Origin of the sequence: Candidatus Avelusimicrobium sp. (assembly GCF_051874775.1) — a bacterium.
Lineage (GTDB): Bacteria > Elusimicrobiota > Elusimicrobia > Elusimicrobiales > Elusimicrobiaceae > Avelusimicrobium.
Map to the genome: position 1 here is coordinate 1 of NZ_JBJEGE010000021.1, position 15,390 is coordinate 15,390.

The following is a 15,390-nucleotide window of genomic DNA, read 5'->3' on the forward strand; positions in this document are numbered from 1 at the left end:
ATTGCCAATGTCCCCGCAAACCTTGCCGCCGTGCTTTACAACAAGACCGAGGGCGGCGTGCAGGCCCTGTCCCGGTCCCACTTTGCCAAGATCATCCCCCCGGAAAAATCCGGCGAATATTTCGGCCTGCTGGATATCTGCGGCAAGGGCGCCTCCATGCTGGGCACCTTCACCGTCAGCCTGGTCTCCCAGCTCAGCGGCAGCACCAGCCTGCGCGGAGTGCGCCCTACTATCTTTTTGATAGTAGGCAACCTCTCTGTTCAAAAATTTGCCGCCAAAAAACAGAGAACCAATCATAAATATAAGAATACAAAGAGTTGAAATAATATTGCGCATAAACTATCTCCTCAAAGAAATTTCTTTTATTATAACATAAAAAATTCAGATACATCTTTTCTTTAAATCAGAAATGTATTACAATATAGAAGACAAAAGCGGACACCCGTCCGTGCCGTGCTATTTTACATGGGAGAAACGACTATATATGGTAAAAAAAACCGTCAAAAAAGCGGCTAAAACCGCCGCCAAAAAGACTACAAAAAAAGCCGTTAAAGCCGCCAAATACATTTATTCTTTCGGTGCAGGAAAAGCCGAGGGGAATGGCAAAATGAAAGAATTATTGGGTGGAAAAGGGGCCAACCTCGCCGAAATGTCCGGCCAGTTAAAACTCCCCGTTCCTCCCGGTTTTACCATTACTACTGAAGTGTGTACCTATTATTGGAATAATAAACGCACCTATCCAAAAACCTTAAAATCCGACGTAGAAGCCAACCTCAAAAAAATTGAACGCGAAACAAAAAAAGTGTTCGGTTCCGAAAAGAATCCGCTTTTGGTATCCGTCCGCTCCGGCGCACGTGCTTCTATGCCCGGTATGATGGAAACCATTTTAAATATCGGCCTGACGGAAAAAACGATCCCGGGTATGATTGCCAAAACGGGCGATCCCCGCTTTGTGTATGACGCGTACCGCCGCCTGATTATGATGTATTCCGACGTAGTAATGGAAAAAGCCGCCGGAATTGAACCCAAAGACGGTGAAGGCATCCGCAAAATTTTGGACGGTTTGCTCGGCGATGTAAAAACCAAACTCGGCGTAAAAGACGATACGCAAATCCCCGCGGAAGAACTGATTAAACTCTGCGCGGAATTTAAGAAAACCGTCAAAAAAGTGCTAAAAAAAGACTTTCCGGATAACGCAATGGAACAGCTCTGGGGCGCCATCGGCGCGGTATTTGCTTCTTGGAACGGCAAACGTGCTATCGCCTACCGCAACATTGAGAACATCCCGCACGACTGGGGCACCGCCGTCAACGTACAAACAATGGTATTCGGCAATATGGGCGACACCAGCGCTACGGGTGTGGCGTTTACCCGCAACCCGGGCAACGGAGACAGCCATTTCTACGGTGAATATCTGGTTAACGCCCAAGGCGAAGATGTGGTGGCCGGCATCCGCACCCCCTCTCCGATGAATAAGTGGTCTGCTAACGCACATTCCAAACACCTGCCGACGCTTGAAAAAGTAATGCCCAAAGCCTATAAGGAACTTGACGCTATCCAGAAAAAACTGGAAAAACATTTCCACGATATGCTGGACATTGAGTTTACCATTGAAGACCAAAAACTTTGGATGCTTCAGTGCCGCGTCGGCAAGAGAAATGGCACCGCAGCCGTACAAATGGCGCTTGATATGGTAAAAGAACGTCTTATTACCAAAGAAGAAGCCGTCCTGCGCGTTACTCCGGCACAGCTCGGAGAACTGCTGCTCCCCGCCATTGACCCCAAAGCCGAAGCGGGTGTTACTCCCATAGCTAAAGGCCTCCCTGCCGGCCCGGGAGGCGCGGCCGGAACGATTGTGTTCAGCTCCCTAGACGCCATCAAACTGCAGGAATCGGGCCAAAACGCCATTTTGGTGCGTGAAGAAACCAACCCCGAGGATATTGAAGGTATGCGCGCGGCGGCCGGTATTCTTACCCAACGCGGCGGTATGACCTCGCACGCGGCCCTTGTGGCGCGCGGCTGGGGCAAGTGCTGTATTGTGGGTTGCGGCGAACTGGAAATCAATTTAAACGATAAAACCGTCAAAATGGGCGGTAAAACGTATAAAGAAGGCGACGCGCTGACCTTGAACGGGACGAAAGGTTTTGTCTATGAAGGCGCTTTAAAAATGTTGGCCGCGGGAGAAGGGAACAAAAACTTGGCTGCCTTCCTTTCGCTGTGTGACAAAGTACGCACCTTAAAAGTACGCGCCAATGCCGACACGGAAGAAGATGCCTTAAAAGCCCGCAAATTCGGCGCCGAAGGTATTGGGCTCTTCCGTATTGAACATATGTTCTATGGAAAAAATTCCGAAAAACCGCTCTTCATTCTGCGCAAGATGATTTTATCCGGCTCCGAAGAAGAACGCAAAGCCGCCGTGGAAGAATTGTTCCCCTTTATGAAGCGGGATATTAAAGCTACGATGAAAGCGATGTCCGGCTACAGCGTCACTATCCGCTTAATGGACCCGCCGCTGCACGAATTCGTACCCACCCTGCCTGAGAAACAGCAGGAACTGGCTAAAGAACTCGGCATTACGATGGACGTTTTCAAAGAACGTGCCGCCGCGCTGCACGAAGTCAATCCGATGATGGGTCACCGCGGTATCCGCTTGGGTATAACCTATCCGGAAATTACACTGATGCAGTCCCGCGCGATTTTTGAATCCGCTGCCGAACTGATTAAAGAAGGCCATAAAGCCGTGCCCGAAGTGATGATTCCGCTGACCTGCGATGTAAACGAAATCGTCGCCCAGAAGAAACTTATCCGTGAGGCTTACGACGCAGTAGTGGCAAAAACAAAAGTCAAAAAACTCAACTACTCCGTCGGCACGATGATTGAAATTCCCCGCGCCGCCGTTCTTGCTTACGAAGTGGCGGGCGAAGCGGATTTCTTCTCGTTCGGCACCAACGACCTGACGCAGATGACATTTGGTTTCTCGCGCGATGACATCGGTTCGTTCCTCCCCGAATACTTGAAACAAGGTATTTTGGAAGCTGACCCATTCCAAACGCTCGACCAGCGTGGTGTAGGTATGCTTATCCAACACGCCGTCAATGAAGGGCGCGACCAAAAACCCAACCTGAAAGTAGGTATCTGCGGCGAACACGGAGGAGACCCCGAAAGCGTGGAATTCTGCCACCGCGAAGGGTTTACCTATGTATCCTGCTCGGCGTTCCGCGTGCCAATAGCCCGCTTGGCCGCCGCGCAAGCCGCCGCCAAAGACGTATTGGCTAAAAAACGCAAATAAGTTCTTGCATATCAAAAAGCTCCCCGCGCTTGTTGCTGGCGGGGAGTTTTTTATCTAATTAAAACCGAAGTGAGCCGACTTTCTCAAACCACGGTTGTTATATTTGGGCTACTGTTTGTGGGCTCAGAATAATAGCCGTTTTTATTGCCATAACTGGGCCCTGAGTATAGGAGAAAAAGTGTATGGCAATAAAACATAACGGATTTACGCTTATTGAATTGTGGGTGGTTGTTCTTATTATTGGCATATTGGCGGCGGTTGCCGTGCCGTAATATCAAAAAGCGGGGGAACGTGCAAGGGCCTCTGAAGCGTTGGTTAATGTGAAGGCGTTGGCGGGTTATGTTTGCAGTGCGGAAAATCCGGCCACATACTCTTTGTGCCGCAGTATATGCAACGGGGCGGAACTGTCTCTAATCTTAGTAGAAAGTGAGAGTACAAAAGAGTGTGTCATAAAATAAACTGAAAACTCTTATTTTCGCGTTGAAAAAACGCTACATTTCCCCGCGCCAGACAATGCAGGCAGAACACCTGCGGATTGGGCACGTGCTCACGTCCATAAGGAAACATTATCTTGTTTAGAGAAAACTACTGGAAAACCTGCTCAAAAGGTTGTAAAATAGGGAGTCGTATACTTTGATTAAGGAGTTTTTCCCTATGAAAAAAATGTTCGCTTTGGCGGGTGCCAGCCTGATGTTGGCCGCCTGTGCCACCCCCAGCACCTATGTTGGCGGAGCGTTGTTCAGCCAAACCAAACAGCCGATGTTGGTTACCGCTAATTCCGGTTCCAGAGTCGGCCGCGCTTGCGCTACCAACATTTTGGGCATTTACATTTCCGGCGATATGTCTATTGAAGCCGCCAAGAAAAACGGCAGAATTACCAAAGTAGCTTCTGTAGACAGAGAAATCAAAAGCTATGCTGTGTGGGCAGAAGCCTGTACTGTTGTTAAAGGTAACTAAGCTTTTTTATCAGGCCCCGAATTTCGGGGCCTTTTTTCCTTGACACGCTGCCTTTTTCCCCTTATACTACGATATATGAAAAAAATACTTTTTTGTTTACTCTTCGTTTTTTTATTTTTTCCTCTCTCTGCGCAACCCACAGGGAATATCAGGCAGCGCGTACAAGCCCAGATACACGAGCAAACTCCCCCGCTGTACACATTTGTTCAAACAGAATTGCAGGAATATTATGGACAATCCGATTTTTCTGATCCCCAGCATACTAAAGGTTGGTACCGTGTGGATGATTTTTTAACGTGGCTAAAGAAAAACGCGCGGCAATTGGATTTGGAAGAAATTAATGCCGCAGACAAACATATTACGCTGAAACAAATTTATACTAATCCTGAAGCTATGCAATTTAAACCGCTCCGTTTGTCGTTTTGGGTATATCTTGGTGCGCGCTACATTGCGGACGTGTATCAAGTAAAAGCCGATTTTTCCCGCTTAAAAATTTCTTATTGCGAAAGTGGTGCTTGCGCGTTTGGCGGAATTGGCGTCATTTTCCTTAATCCAGATCAAAAAGACGCTCTCCCCGCAGCCATTAACTTAGGGATGCATGAAACCACGCACCTGCTGACGTATTTAACACACCAAAGCAGCGAACCCTTAACGGAACTGGCCACCTTCTATTCCCAGTACAATTATGGCTTGCCCGTAAAAGCGACCGATGCAACCAATTTTGGAGATGCGGTACGCGACATTCGCCTTACTTATGCGGCGCGGCCGGATTTTGCACTGCATTACGAATATAATTATTTTGTGGCGGGGCTTTTGCTTAATTCCCAAATCAAACCGCAGGATGTGCTGTCTTTTTCAAAAAATCCAAACTTTAACGCCGATATTCCCCTATGGCAAACGGTGTTGTATTTGTTGGCTGCCGAAAACAAGCATTTTTTTGTAAAACCCCAATCCAAACGAACCCGTATGTTTGCAGTACCGCATAACGATGCAATCTTTGTCGTTGAGGGGCTGGGGTTTACGGAAGAAGATATCAACCGGTGGCAGGCCGCACCCGATAAAGAATTTTTTCTGGGGATTATTCCAAAAGAAAAACTTCCTTTCTTTGACACTTACTGGATGCCCAAAAAAACAGCATTGTTCGTTACCAGCCACAACAATTCTTTTTCTTTTCAAGCCGGCTTTGTAGGCTTGAATAAAAACCAATATTTGGAATTGGTTTTCGGCCCGTACGCAAAAAATAAACGCTTGAAGGAATTTTATGCCCGTCTGCTCAAAAATCTTCCGGCAGAAATGGCGGATTCCGCCCGCAACAACTGGCCGGCAGTAACCGCCGAAACATTTCTGTCCGCACCCGCCGCACGGGAGGTGCGTGCAAACTTCGCCAACCCATACGCGAAACCGTTTAAAGAAGCAATTATTCGCTCGCTGTCCGAAGTCAATGCACCGCCTCCTCCGCCGATGCCCAAGGGATATTTGTAAGTTTTCTTCCCCTGTCCCCAAACAGGGGATTTTTTTGCCGTTCTTTCCCTAAAAAACAGGTCCTTTTTCCCCTTCTATCTAGGTCCAAAGACCCTGTTTTTTGTATAAAAAAACAAGCATAGTATAAATATAAACAACTTTACCTCAGGAGATTAGCTTATGCAAACCAACCAAGACAATCTGCTTATTATGAGTATGGAATTTATCGCCATTGCTTCCGTAACGCGCCGCTCTTAATCTTTCTGAAGGTAACTATACAGGTATTTAGAGTGTTTCTATTCCTTTTTCCCTTTACGCAAGAGAGATTATTTACTAAAATATGATTATGAATGCTTTTCCCATTATCGTTTCATCTCCGTCTGGCGCGGGTAAAACAACTATTGTGGACGCAGTATTAAAGCGCGACAAATCCGTTTCGCGTGTGGTTACCGCCACCACCCGTGCGCCGCGCAAAGGCGAAAAAGACGGCAAGGACTACCACTTTCTAACGATTAAACAATTCGAACAAGCCATAAAAAAAGGCCAAATGCTCGAGTGGGCGCAAGTGCATACGCACTATTACGGAATTCCAAAAAAATCCGTGGATACGCTTCTAAAAAAAGGCATTTGTCCCATTTTGGTTATTGACGTACAAGGTGCGCGAACGGTGAAGAGCGAATATCCGCAAGCCGCTACTGTGTTTATCGTTCCGCCCAGTTTAAAAGAGCTTAAAAAGCGCATTTTGGGCAGAAACGACAATACGCAGGATATCGAAATTCGTTTGGAAACCGCCAAAAAAGAAATGCAGGAGTTGGACCGTTACGACTACGCCCTCCTAAATGACGATTTGGAAAAAGCCGTAAACGATATGGCTGGGATTGTGGCAGCCGAACAGTGCCGCGTAAACCGCCAGGATTTAAAAAAGATTAAAAATCTTAAGTAACACGAGGGAGCGAATATGTCCGCAAAAAATGATAAAGAATTTGATGCAAGGTTGATGAATTACGACGGCGACCGTTATGATATTGTCGTGCTTTCATCCACTTGGGCAAAAGAACTTAAAAAGAAACAGGAATACAAAAACCAGCCCCACGCCGTAGTAATTAAAGTGGCGTTGGACGACATTCTCTCCGGCCGCGTAACCAAAGATGAAGTACTGCGCATCAGCAAAGAAAATCTGGAAGCCGAACTGCGCGCGCAGGAAGAAGCCCGCAAAGAAGCGGAACGCAAGGCCAAAGAACCGATGAGATTATAATGACGCAGGATTCGCTTATCCGTTTGGCCTCGGAGTTGAAAAACTTTTTGGCCGCACAGGACGAAGATGAATTTATTGCAACGGCGGCGGCAACTCCCGCCGCCGTTTCTGTTGCATCTGCCCGAGGCGAACAACCTGCAGAGGATGTCTGCCGGCCGCCCGCTCCTATGCCGGAAGGCGAAACCTTAACCGTCGAATTCCCGCGTGCTCAAGCGCGGCAGCAAGTTGCCGCCGCAAGTAAGCCCGCTTTTACACAAGAGCCCGCAGTGAAAGGAGCCTTTTTAGGACGACAGGAGCCCACTCTTATGAATACCGCCCAAAAAACCGCCGCGCTGGCAGCACTAGCCGACACTATTAAAAATTGTTCCCGCTGTCCGTTGGGCTCCACGCGGATTAACGCCGTCCCGGGGGAAGGCAACGTAGATGCGGAGCTGATGTTTATTGGCGAAGGGCCCGGTTTTGACGAAGACCGCCAAGGCCGTCCGTTTGTCGGACGCGCGGGGCAGCTCCTGGACAAAATGATTGCAGCAATGGGCCTTACACGCGAACAAGTGTTTATCGCCAATATTGCCAAATGCCACCCGATGACGGACCCTTTACATCCCGAAAAACACGGTAACGACCGCGCCCCGAATGCGGGAGAGATCGCCTGCTGCCGCAAGTATTTGGAACAGCAAATCGCTGTTATCTGTCCGAAATACATCGTCGCATTGGGCGGTGTATCAGCCAAGGCGCTGATTTCGGACGCCAAGTCGCTGGGTGCGCTGCGGGGACGCTTCTACAATTTAAGTTTGGATAGTATAAAACTCCCCCGCCCCGTTAAAATTTTAGCGACTTTCCACCCAGCCGCGCTGCTGCGTAACCCAAGTTGGAAAAAGGATGCGTGGATTGACCTGCAAATGGTAATGGCTGAACTTGGCCTGAAAGGCGCGTCCAAATAAAAGATTATGTTCTGTAAAGTTGTCTTTGACGTTCCGCTTGACCGCGATTTTGATTACGCCGTTCCTGCCGAATTGGAAGGAAAAATTCTTGCCGGTGCGCGCGTAACAGCTCCGTTCGGCCGCGTGCTGACAGGCGGAATGGTTACACAAGTGACCGAAATTTCCGCCGCGCCGGAAGGAATAGTCTTAAAAGAGATCGCTTCTCTTATAGACAAACGTCCCATTTTCGGTTCAGATCTCTTCCCCCTTGCCCGTTTTATGAAATCCCGCTGGGGAGGCCCGATCGGGCAAATTCTCTTTGCCCTCGTTCCTCCGCAGCCGTATTTTAAATTGGATACGCCGCCTGCGGCCCTGCACATCGATGTCAAAACGCCAAAATTTACGCTTACCCCGTCGCAGGAAAACGCTCTGCAAACCGTACGCGCTTTCCCCGCGTATAAGTTTCATCCCGTGCTGTTAAATGGCCCTGCCTACACGGGCAAAACAGAAACCATACTGCGTTTGGCGGGGGATGTGCTGTCCGGTTACGGACAAGCGTTAATCACGGTGCCGGACGTCGTCGGCGCAAGGCAGCTCATTACCGAAGCCGAAGCCCGATTCGGCGCGGATAACGTGTTCTGCTGGCACAGCAAAATGTTAATATCCAAAAAGAAAAAATACTTTTCCGCCGTATCCAATGGCGTTCCGTGCGTAGTGGTTGCCACCCGTTCGGGTGCGCTTTTACCGTTTAAAAATCTGCGCCTTGCCGCCGTACTGGATGAAGAGGACGACAATTATAAACAGGAAGAAAACAAACCCTACTACCATTTGCGCGACCTACTAATGTTCCGTGCAGAAATGCACGGCGCAGCGCTGCTGTTTGCCTCCGGATCGCCCAGTGCGGAAATGTTAAAACGCGTGCAAACGGGCGAAGTAAAACAACTGGATTTTAAAGAACCCGTACCCGGCCGCGCGTTTACGCCACAGATTAAAATTACCGACAAAAAAGGAGAGAAATCGAAATTTCTGTCTGATTTTTTACTTTCCGAACTGGCGGAAAATCTGCGCCGAAAAGAAACCTCTCTTTTGATTTTAAACCGCCGTGGTTACGCCAACGCATATTATTGTTTAAACTGCGGGGCATACGCCAAATGTAAAAAATGCGGTGCGATTCTGGCGCGCGAAAATACACCGGAGGCGGGAGATATACTCATCTGCAAAAAATGCGGGCACAAAGAAACGCTTGAGCAGAAATGTCCCAAGTGCCAAAATCTGATTTTTAAATCGCGCGGTGGCGGAACGCAAAAAATCGTTACCGAGCTGACCAAAATTTTTCCCAAAGCAAAACTGCTGCGCTTGGAATCGGACACAATGAAAACGAAATCCGGCCAAGGCTTTGAAGCGCTTGACGCCCTCAAAACCGGAAATGCGGATATTATCGTGGGAACGCGTATGGCCTCGGGAGCGCTTCGCGGCGCCAAAGTAACGCTGGCGGCCGTTTTGGACGCAGAATTGGAACTGGACAGCCCCGATTTTCGCGCTTCCGAAAAATTCGGACAAACTCTTTTTTCCCTGCGAGGACATTTAAGCGGCATAAAAGGCGGACGCCTCATCATTCAGGCAGCGGATAAGGAAGCGTACGATTACTCCCCCCTTTTGGCGGGCGATTATACCGCCGCTGCGGAAACGGAAACCCTGCTGCGCGAAAGTTTTTCATATCCGCCGTTTGTTCATTTGTTTAAAGTGGTTATCAAAGCAAAAGACACCGAGGCGCTAAACGCTGAAACTGCGCGCTTGAAACATCTGGGGGCGAAACTCTCCTTGGAAGTGCTCGGCCCCGTGTGGTGTGCAAAAAAGACCGATACACTAAAAAAACAATATCTTTTATTTAAAACGGACGATGCCCGCCGAGCAGAATTACTCGCTGAATTGGACAGTTTTATCCCCGCCAAAAAAGTTATAATAAAATTGTCAGCCGATCCGTATGATTTTTATTAGGAGCAAACTATGAACTGGAAAAATCTCTTTCGTTTTACCCCCCGCGCCGGACGGGAAGAATTTGCCACCGTGGGCCTTATTTGTAACCTGCTGACGTTTGGCAACCTGTTGTTGTCCTTTCTGCCAGTGACTAATAAATTTTCGTCGGGGCAAGTTTTGCTTATTCACTTGTTTTCACTGCCCATATCACTACTGGTGTTTTGGGTAGGACTTGCGTTGTATTCCCGCCGCCTGCACGATCTTAATTTATCGCTATGGTGGTACTTTTTATACATCGTTATTACCAGCGTGTTTGCGTTTAGTTCCCAAACCGCAGCCGCGGCGGTCAGCGTGTTGGGAATAATTGTGTGGGCCTTTTTTGCGTTAAAAAAAGGATCGCCCGAAGCAAATCGCTTTGGTGCAACCCCAGAACCTTTCTTTCCGCACCGTTTTAGATTTTCCACACTCTGCTTAACAGCAGCTCTCGGAATTTTGGTGGCCGCTGCAATGGCGGGATTTTCTAAATATGCTCTAGAACACTCCTCTGTCCAACCGCAGCAGACAACCCAAACTGCGAATTTCTAATCTTTTTTTGCCCCTGATAAAAAAAGCTTTTTGACTTATTCTAAAGAAATAAAAGCCGGTACAAGGGGGTAGTGTATGTTTAGACTGAATGGACGTATGGGGAGGCTGTCCTATTTTTTCACTTCTGTGTTTTGTTGGATTCTGCTCGGCTTTCCCGCTTATTATTTCTGGCGCGCCGAAACGGCAGTAAATTTTTTTGTGCCGTCTGTATTATTTTGGGCGGCCGGTTGGATTATAATGATTTGGGGCATTGCGTGGTTATGGTCCGCCAGTGTACGCAGACTGCACGATTTTAATGCTTCTGGATTTTGGGTCATTTTACTGTACCTGTTTCCCATATCCATAATTGTACTTTGGCTGTGGCCGGGCACGCAGGGAGAAAACCTCTACGGAATGCGTCCGTAATATATTTTCGCTGGAACCGTCCGGACAGGGGAATAAATCCCTGCCGGACGGTTTCCTTTGTCTACGCAACGGTCTTTTGTATATGCTAGAATATAAAAAATACCCGTTTTATTATGGAGAAAACCCAAATGACTGTTGAAGAACAAATCAACTTTTTAACGCGCGGCTGCGTGGATGTTGTATCCAAAGCCGACCTTGCCAAAAAACTCGAAAGCGGCAAAAAACTAAAAGTAAAACTCGGCTGCGACCCAACGAGCGCAGACCTGCACCTCGGCCACAGCGTGGCGCTTTCGCTCCTGCGCCGGTTTCAGGACTTGGGGCATACGGCAGTACTCGTCATCGGCGATTTTACCGCCGCCGTAGGTGACCCCTCCGGCCGCGATTCCACCCGCCCCGTTCTTCCGCGCGAACAAATTTTGGAAAACGCCAAAACCTATACGGACCAAGCTTTTAAAGTATTGGACCCGTCCAAAACCGAAATCCGCTTTAACGGCGAATGGCTCAACCCGTTCGTAACGGGTAAAGAGCTGTTGCAGACACTCCAAAAAGTAACCGTGGCGCAGGTGCTGGAACGCGACGACTTTAAAAAACGTATGGCTTCCGGAAACCCCATCAGTCTGTTGGAAGTGCTTTACAGCTTGTTTCAGGGGCAGGATTCCGTCGCGTTGGAGGCAGACATAGAACTGGGAGGCACGGACCAGATTTTTAACCTCTTGGTCGGGCGCCAACTGCAAAAGAACCACGGGCAGGAACCGCAGGTGGCCATTACGGTGCCGCTTCTTGTGGGGTTGGACGGCGTGAAAAAGATGTCCAAATCCTACGGCAACTATGTAGGGCTTAACGACGAACCGAACGATATGTTCGGCAAGCTGATGTCCATACCCGATGAACTGATGCCGATGTACTACGAACTGTTAACAAGCGAAAATATGGACGAAATAAAAGCGATGCATCCGATGGCCGCCAAAAAGAAACTGGCGGGTATTTTGGTTACGCGATTCCACGGCGAAGAAGCCGCCACAGCTGCCTTGGAAAATTTCGAAAAAGTATTCTCTAAAAAAGAACTTCCCACCGATATTCCCGAATTTAAACCGGAAGAAGGCGCAACGCTTTCCGCCGTTTTATTCGCCGCCGGAGCAGCTCAAAGCAAAAACAAGGCCCGCGGACTGATTGAACAAGGCGCCGTGCGCTTAAAAGGCGAAAAAGTAACGCAGGACGGACCGCTGTCTTTTGAAACGGGCGACGTACTGCAAGCAGGGAAACGTCACTTCTTTAAACTGGTAAAATAACGGATGAAACGGTTTCTCCTTTTCTGCGGAATCTTCGTTTTTGCGCTCGCGTTTTTAACGTGGGGCGCAAAAACGTATTTTTGCAGTAAAGGAGATTTAACCGTAGTTACTATTGAACCCGGCCAAAGCGGCTCGTCCGTGGCGAAAATGCTCAAAGCCAAGGGCGTTATCCACAGCGAACTGGCGTTTAAAATTCTGCTCAAACTTACCTCCTCCGCCCGCGATTTAAAAGCCGGACGGTTTGATTTACGCAAAAATACGTCCTCGTTTGAAGTCATCAACTGCATTAAAAGCGGCAAGTGCACGCACTACGAAAAAGTGACCTTTTTGGAAGGGTGGAGAAGCGAAGAAATCGCCGAAATGCTGAGTGAAAAAGGCATTACGGATCCGCACGCGTTCTTGGATATTGTGCGTCGGGAAAATTTGGAAGGAAAACTCTTTCCCTCCACATATTTGTTCGCCGAAAACACGCCCGCGCGCAAAGTGGTAAATGAAATGGTGGAACAATACAAGAAAAAAATCGGTCCGCTTTTTAAAACATACAAAACCGATTTAACCGAACAGCAGGTTTTAACGGTGGCCTCCATTGTGGAGCGCGAAGCCGTCGTGCACGACGAACGCCCCAAAATCGCCGCTGTCTATTTAAACCGCTTCCGCATCGGCAAACGCTTGGAGGCGGACCCGACCGTCCAATATGCGCTGGGATTTAACTTAAAAGAAAACCGCTATTGGAAAAAGGGCCTTACCTACAAAGATTTAAAAATTAAATCTCCCTACAACACCTACCGTAACGCCGGCCTGCCGCCCGGGCCCATTTGCAACCCCAGCTACGAATCCGTACTCGGGGTGCTAAATCCGCAGCCGGATTTTGACGCGCTTTACTTTGTGGCGGAATCGGGCGGACGGCATGTTTTTTCCAAAACTTTTGACGAACACCGCCGCAACATCAAACGTATCCGCGGAAAATAGAAAGAATCTCCCCGCCCCCTAAAACAGTTGTTCCGTTTTTTTTTTTTGATAAAATATACACGAAGCATATTCTGTTCCCTCAGGGAGAAATTATGAAAAATCTCAATCTAATTGCCTTGGCGTTTACCGTACTGGCTTCGCAAACGGGCTGTATCGGCTCCAAACCGGACGAAGCCGCTATCCCTTACGCTACCACCGAAATACAGGAAAAACTGGCGAAACGAATCAGCCCCGAACTGCCAACCGTACCGAAAGATTATTTCGAAACGCTTAATTATGGGCCGTTTTACGAACGCGAGGATGACATTCTTTCCGTATTAAACACGCCGGAAGAAAAACAATTTTGGAAAACGCTGGCAGCCCTGCGCATGCAGATGGCGGCTGCGGCCGCGCTGGCAGCCGAAGATACGGACCTATTGGATAAGCAACTGCAGGATACGGCCATTTCCCCCGCCGTACTTTCCGCCGTACTGGACTACGAAAAAGCCCACCCCTATACGCCGGATTTGACGGAAGTGGACCAAGCCAGAAAGTTTATGATTGGAATGGCGTTAGGGAATATGCCGATTCCCCCCGGCGAAGAAGAAACCAAAAAGTACATTGAACAATGGGGCGGAGAGGACACTGCCAAATTTTTCCAAAAAGTACGCACGGAACTGCTGGCCCACTTCGAAGCCGCCCTGCAGCAGCGCAAAGCCGGGCAAACGCCGGACTCGTTTGAGGACAGACACCGCAGGGAACAAGGCATTGCCGAATATACGGTGCATTTTGTAGGCCCCGTTCTGTATCCGGCGGAAATGATGTTTGCCGAATTTACGTTAAGCCCCACCGATGAAGAGGCCGTCTACAGCTACCCGGCGTTGTTTTTCAAAAATCAGGCGCCGTCTTCCATTAACTCCATCCGCCTGGAAAACGAAAAGCCCCTGCCGTATAAGCTGGATTTGATGTGGTATTCCATTACGGAAAATAAAGTCTACGCGCTGGAAACGGAACTGCCGCGCGAAACATTAAAAGCCAAAATTTTGGGCGGCGCCGGAAAATGGGACGCGCTTTTATTTACGCTTGAGCCGTACGGCAAAGTAACGCTGTATGCGTTCAACCAAACCAATAACGAAAAAGAGAAACTGGCTTCTTTTGAAGCGAAAACAGCGGACGCGCCGTTTGAGCGGTTTCAACAGGTTTTCGGACAATACGATAACCGCGAAACTCCGGCAAAAAATTGGGACGAATACCGCCAATACGCGCTGGCAAATTTCCCCGAGGCGGCGGAAAATTTAAAGAAAAACGGACGCCCCGTCGAAGGAGCGGACGTTAATTACTGGGAAGAAAATCCCGAAAACATCTTTGAGGGCCTGCCGGACGCGCAAGACATAAACACGCCGGATAAAGACGGTTTTACGCCGCTGATGAACGCCATACGTAAAAACGCGGGAAACACGGTTTCCACGCTGATTAAAGAAGGCGCGGACGTAAACTATCAGGCCCCGTCGGGCGAAACGGCGTTAGGCTTGGCCGTTGACGGCAACTTTGTCTCGTTTACCAAAGAATTAATCGCCGCAGGAGCGGACGTAAACAAGCGCAATACGGCCTCCGGCCGCACGCCGCTAATAGGCGCCGCGATGACCGGAAACGCCGAAATCGTTAAAATGCTGCTTGAAGCGGGAGCCGATAAAAACGCCCGTGTGTTTTTGTACGGGCAGGAACTGGACGAGAACGCCTTGACGGCGGCCGTCAATAACGGCAACAGCGAAATCGCCGATATTCTGCGCCATGTGGGCGCGGAAGAAATCACCCCGGGCGCACCTTCCGCCGAGGCCGAACAGGCCGCACAAAACGTTTACAATTCAATGGGAATCACGCCGCTGCACTACGCGCTGTTAGCGGGCGAAACGGAAAAAGTAAAAGAGCTGATAGCGTCCGGCGCGGACGTAAACGCCAAAGCGCCCAATATGGGAACGCCCTTATTGTATGCGTGCACCGTCGGAAATGCGGAAGCGGCGCGCCTGCTGATCAACGCAAAAGCGGACGTAAACGCCGCCGGAGATACGGGATATACGCCTTTAATGATGGCCTGCCAAATGGGCAACAAAGAACTGGCGGAAATACTGGTTGCCGCGGGAGCGGACGTCAACGCCAAACACGTTATGAACGGGCAAGAAACGGGCCTTACGCCGCTTAAAATTGCGCAAGACGGCGGGCATACCGAAATTGCCGCCATGCTGGCTGCGGCAGGCGCACATTAACCGCTCAAATCCATTCCTATCAAAAGGCCCCGTAATAAAA

General features: G+C 49.1%; 14 protein-coding genes. All 14 read left to right on the plus strand.

The window, feature by feature from the left end; translation table 11 throughout:
* On the plus strand, window positions 1–321 hold a 321-nt coding region (locus tag ACI351_RS04045; protein WP_439733977.1), incomplete at its 5' end, for an MFS transporter.
* Window positions 322–484: 163 nt separating this feature from the next.
* A complete protein-coding gene (gene ppdK / locus ACI351_RS04050; protein ID WP_439733978.1) occupies window positions 485–3,289 on the plus strand; it encodes a pyruvate, phosphate dikinase in 2,805 nt (934 codons plus the stop codon).
* A 182-nt stretch (window positions 3,290–3,471) separates the two neighbouring features.
* Window positions 3,472–3,561 (plus strand): type IV pilin protein, encoded by a 90-nt coding sequence (locus tag ACI351_RS04055; RefSeq protein WP_439733979.1) that lies wholly within the window; start codon window positions 3,472–3,474, stop codon window positions 3,559–3,561.
* A 382-nt stretch (window positions 3,562–3,943) separates the two neighbouring features.
* Window positions 3,944–4,246, plus strand: coding sequence for a TRL-like family protein (locus ACI351_RS04060; protein WP_439733980.1), 303 nt, complete (start codon window positions 3,944–3,946; stop codon window positions 4,244–4,246).
* A 279-nt stretch (window positions 4,247–4,525) separates the two neighbouring features.
* Window positions 4,526–5,728, plus strand: a complete 1,203-nt coding sequence (locus tag ACI351_RS04065; RefSeq protein ID WP_439733981.1) for a hypothetical protein — start codon at window positions 4,526–4,528, stop codon at window positions 5,726–5,728.
* A 325-nt stretch (window positions 5,729–6,053) separates the two neighbouring features.
* Entirely contained in the window at window positions 6,054–6,650 is a 597-nt protein-coding gene (gene gmk / locus ACI351_RS04070; protein ID WP_439733982.1) for a guanylate kinase, read from the plus strand.
* 15 nt (window positions 6,651–6,665) lie between these two features.
* Window positions 6,666–6,962: a hypothetical protein gene (locus ACI351_RS04075; RefSeq protein ID WP_439733983.1), complete on the plus strand. Its 297-nt coding sequence runs from the start codon at window positions 6,666–6,668 to the stop codon at window positions 6,960–6,962.
* Entirely contained in the window at window positions 6,962–7,903 is a 942-nt protein-coding gene (locus ACI351_RS04080) for a uracil-DNA glycosylase (protein WP_439733984.1), read from the plus strand. The genes ACI351_RS04075 and ACI351_RS04080 overlap by 1 nt, the downstream gene beginning before the upstream one ends.
* A gap of 6 nt (window positions 7,904–7,909) precedes the next feature.
* A complete protein-coding gene (gene priA, locus ACI351_RS04085) occupies window positions 7,910–9,880 on the plus strand; it encodes a replication restart helicase PriA (protein ID WP_439733985.1) in 1,971 nt (656 codons plus the stop codon).
* Between the two features lie 9 nt (window positions 9,881–9,889).
* A complete protein-coding gene (locus ACI351_RS04090; RefSeq protein WP_439733986.1) occupies window positions 9,890–10,444 on the plus strand; it encodes a DUF805 domain-containing protein in 555 nt (184 codons plus the stop codon).
* A 75-nt stretch (window positions 10,445–10,519) separates the two neighbouring features.
* Window positions 10,520–10,849: a DUF805 domain-containing protein gene (locus ACI351_RS04095; protein WP_439733987.1), complete on the plus strand. Its 330-nt coding sequence runs from the start codon at window positions 10,520–10,522 to the stop codon at window positions 10,847–10,849.
* A gap of 128 nt (window positions 10,850–10,977) precedes the next feature.
* On the plus strand, window positions 10,978–12,138 hold the full coding sequence (tyrS, locus tag ACI351_RS04100) for a tyrosine--tRNA ligase (RefSeq protein WP_439733988.1): 1,161 nt from the start codon (window positions 10,978–10,980) through the stop codon (window positions 12,136–12,138).
* 3 nt (window positions 12,139–12,141) lie between these two features.
* Window positions 12,142–13,107: an endolytic transglycosylase MltG gene (mltG, locus tag ACI351_RS04105; RefSeq protein ID WP_439733989.1), complete on the plus strand. Its 966-nt coding sequence runs from the start codon at window positions 12,142–12,144 to the stop codon at window positions 13,105–13,107.
* A gap of 92 nt (window positions 13,108–13,199) precedes the next feature.
* Entirely contained in the window at window positions 13,200–15,350 is a 2,151-nt protein-coding gene (locus ACI351_RS04110) for an ankyrin repeat domain-containing protein (protein ID WP_439733990.1), read from the plus strand.
* The last annotated feature ends 40 nt before the right edge of the window (window positions 15,351–15,390 follow it).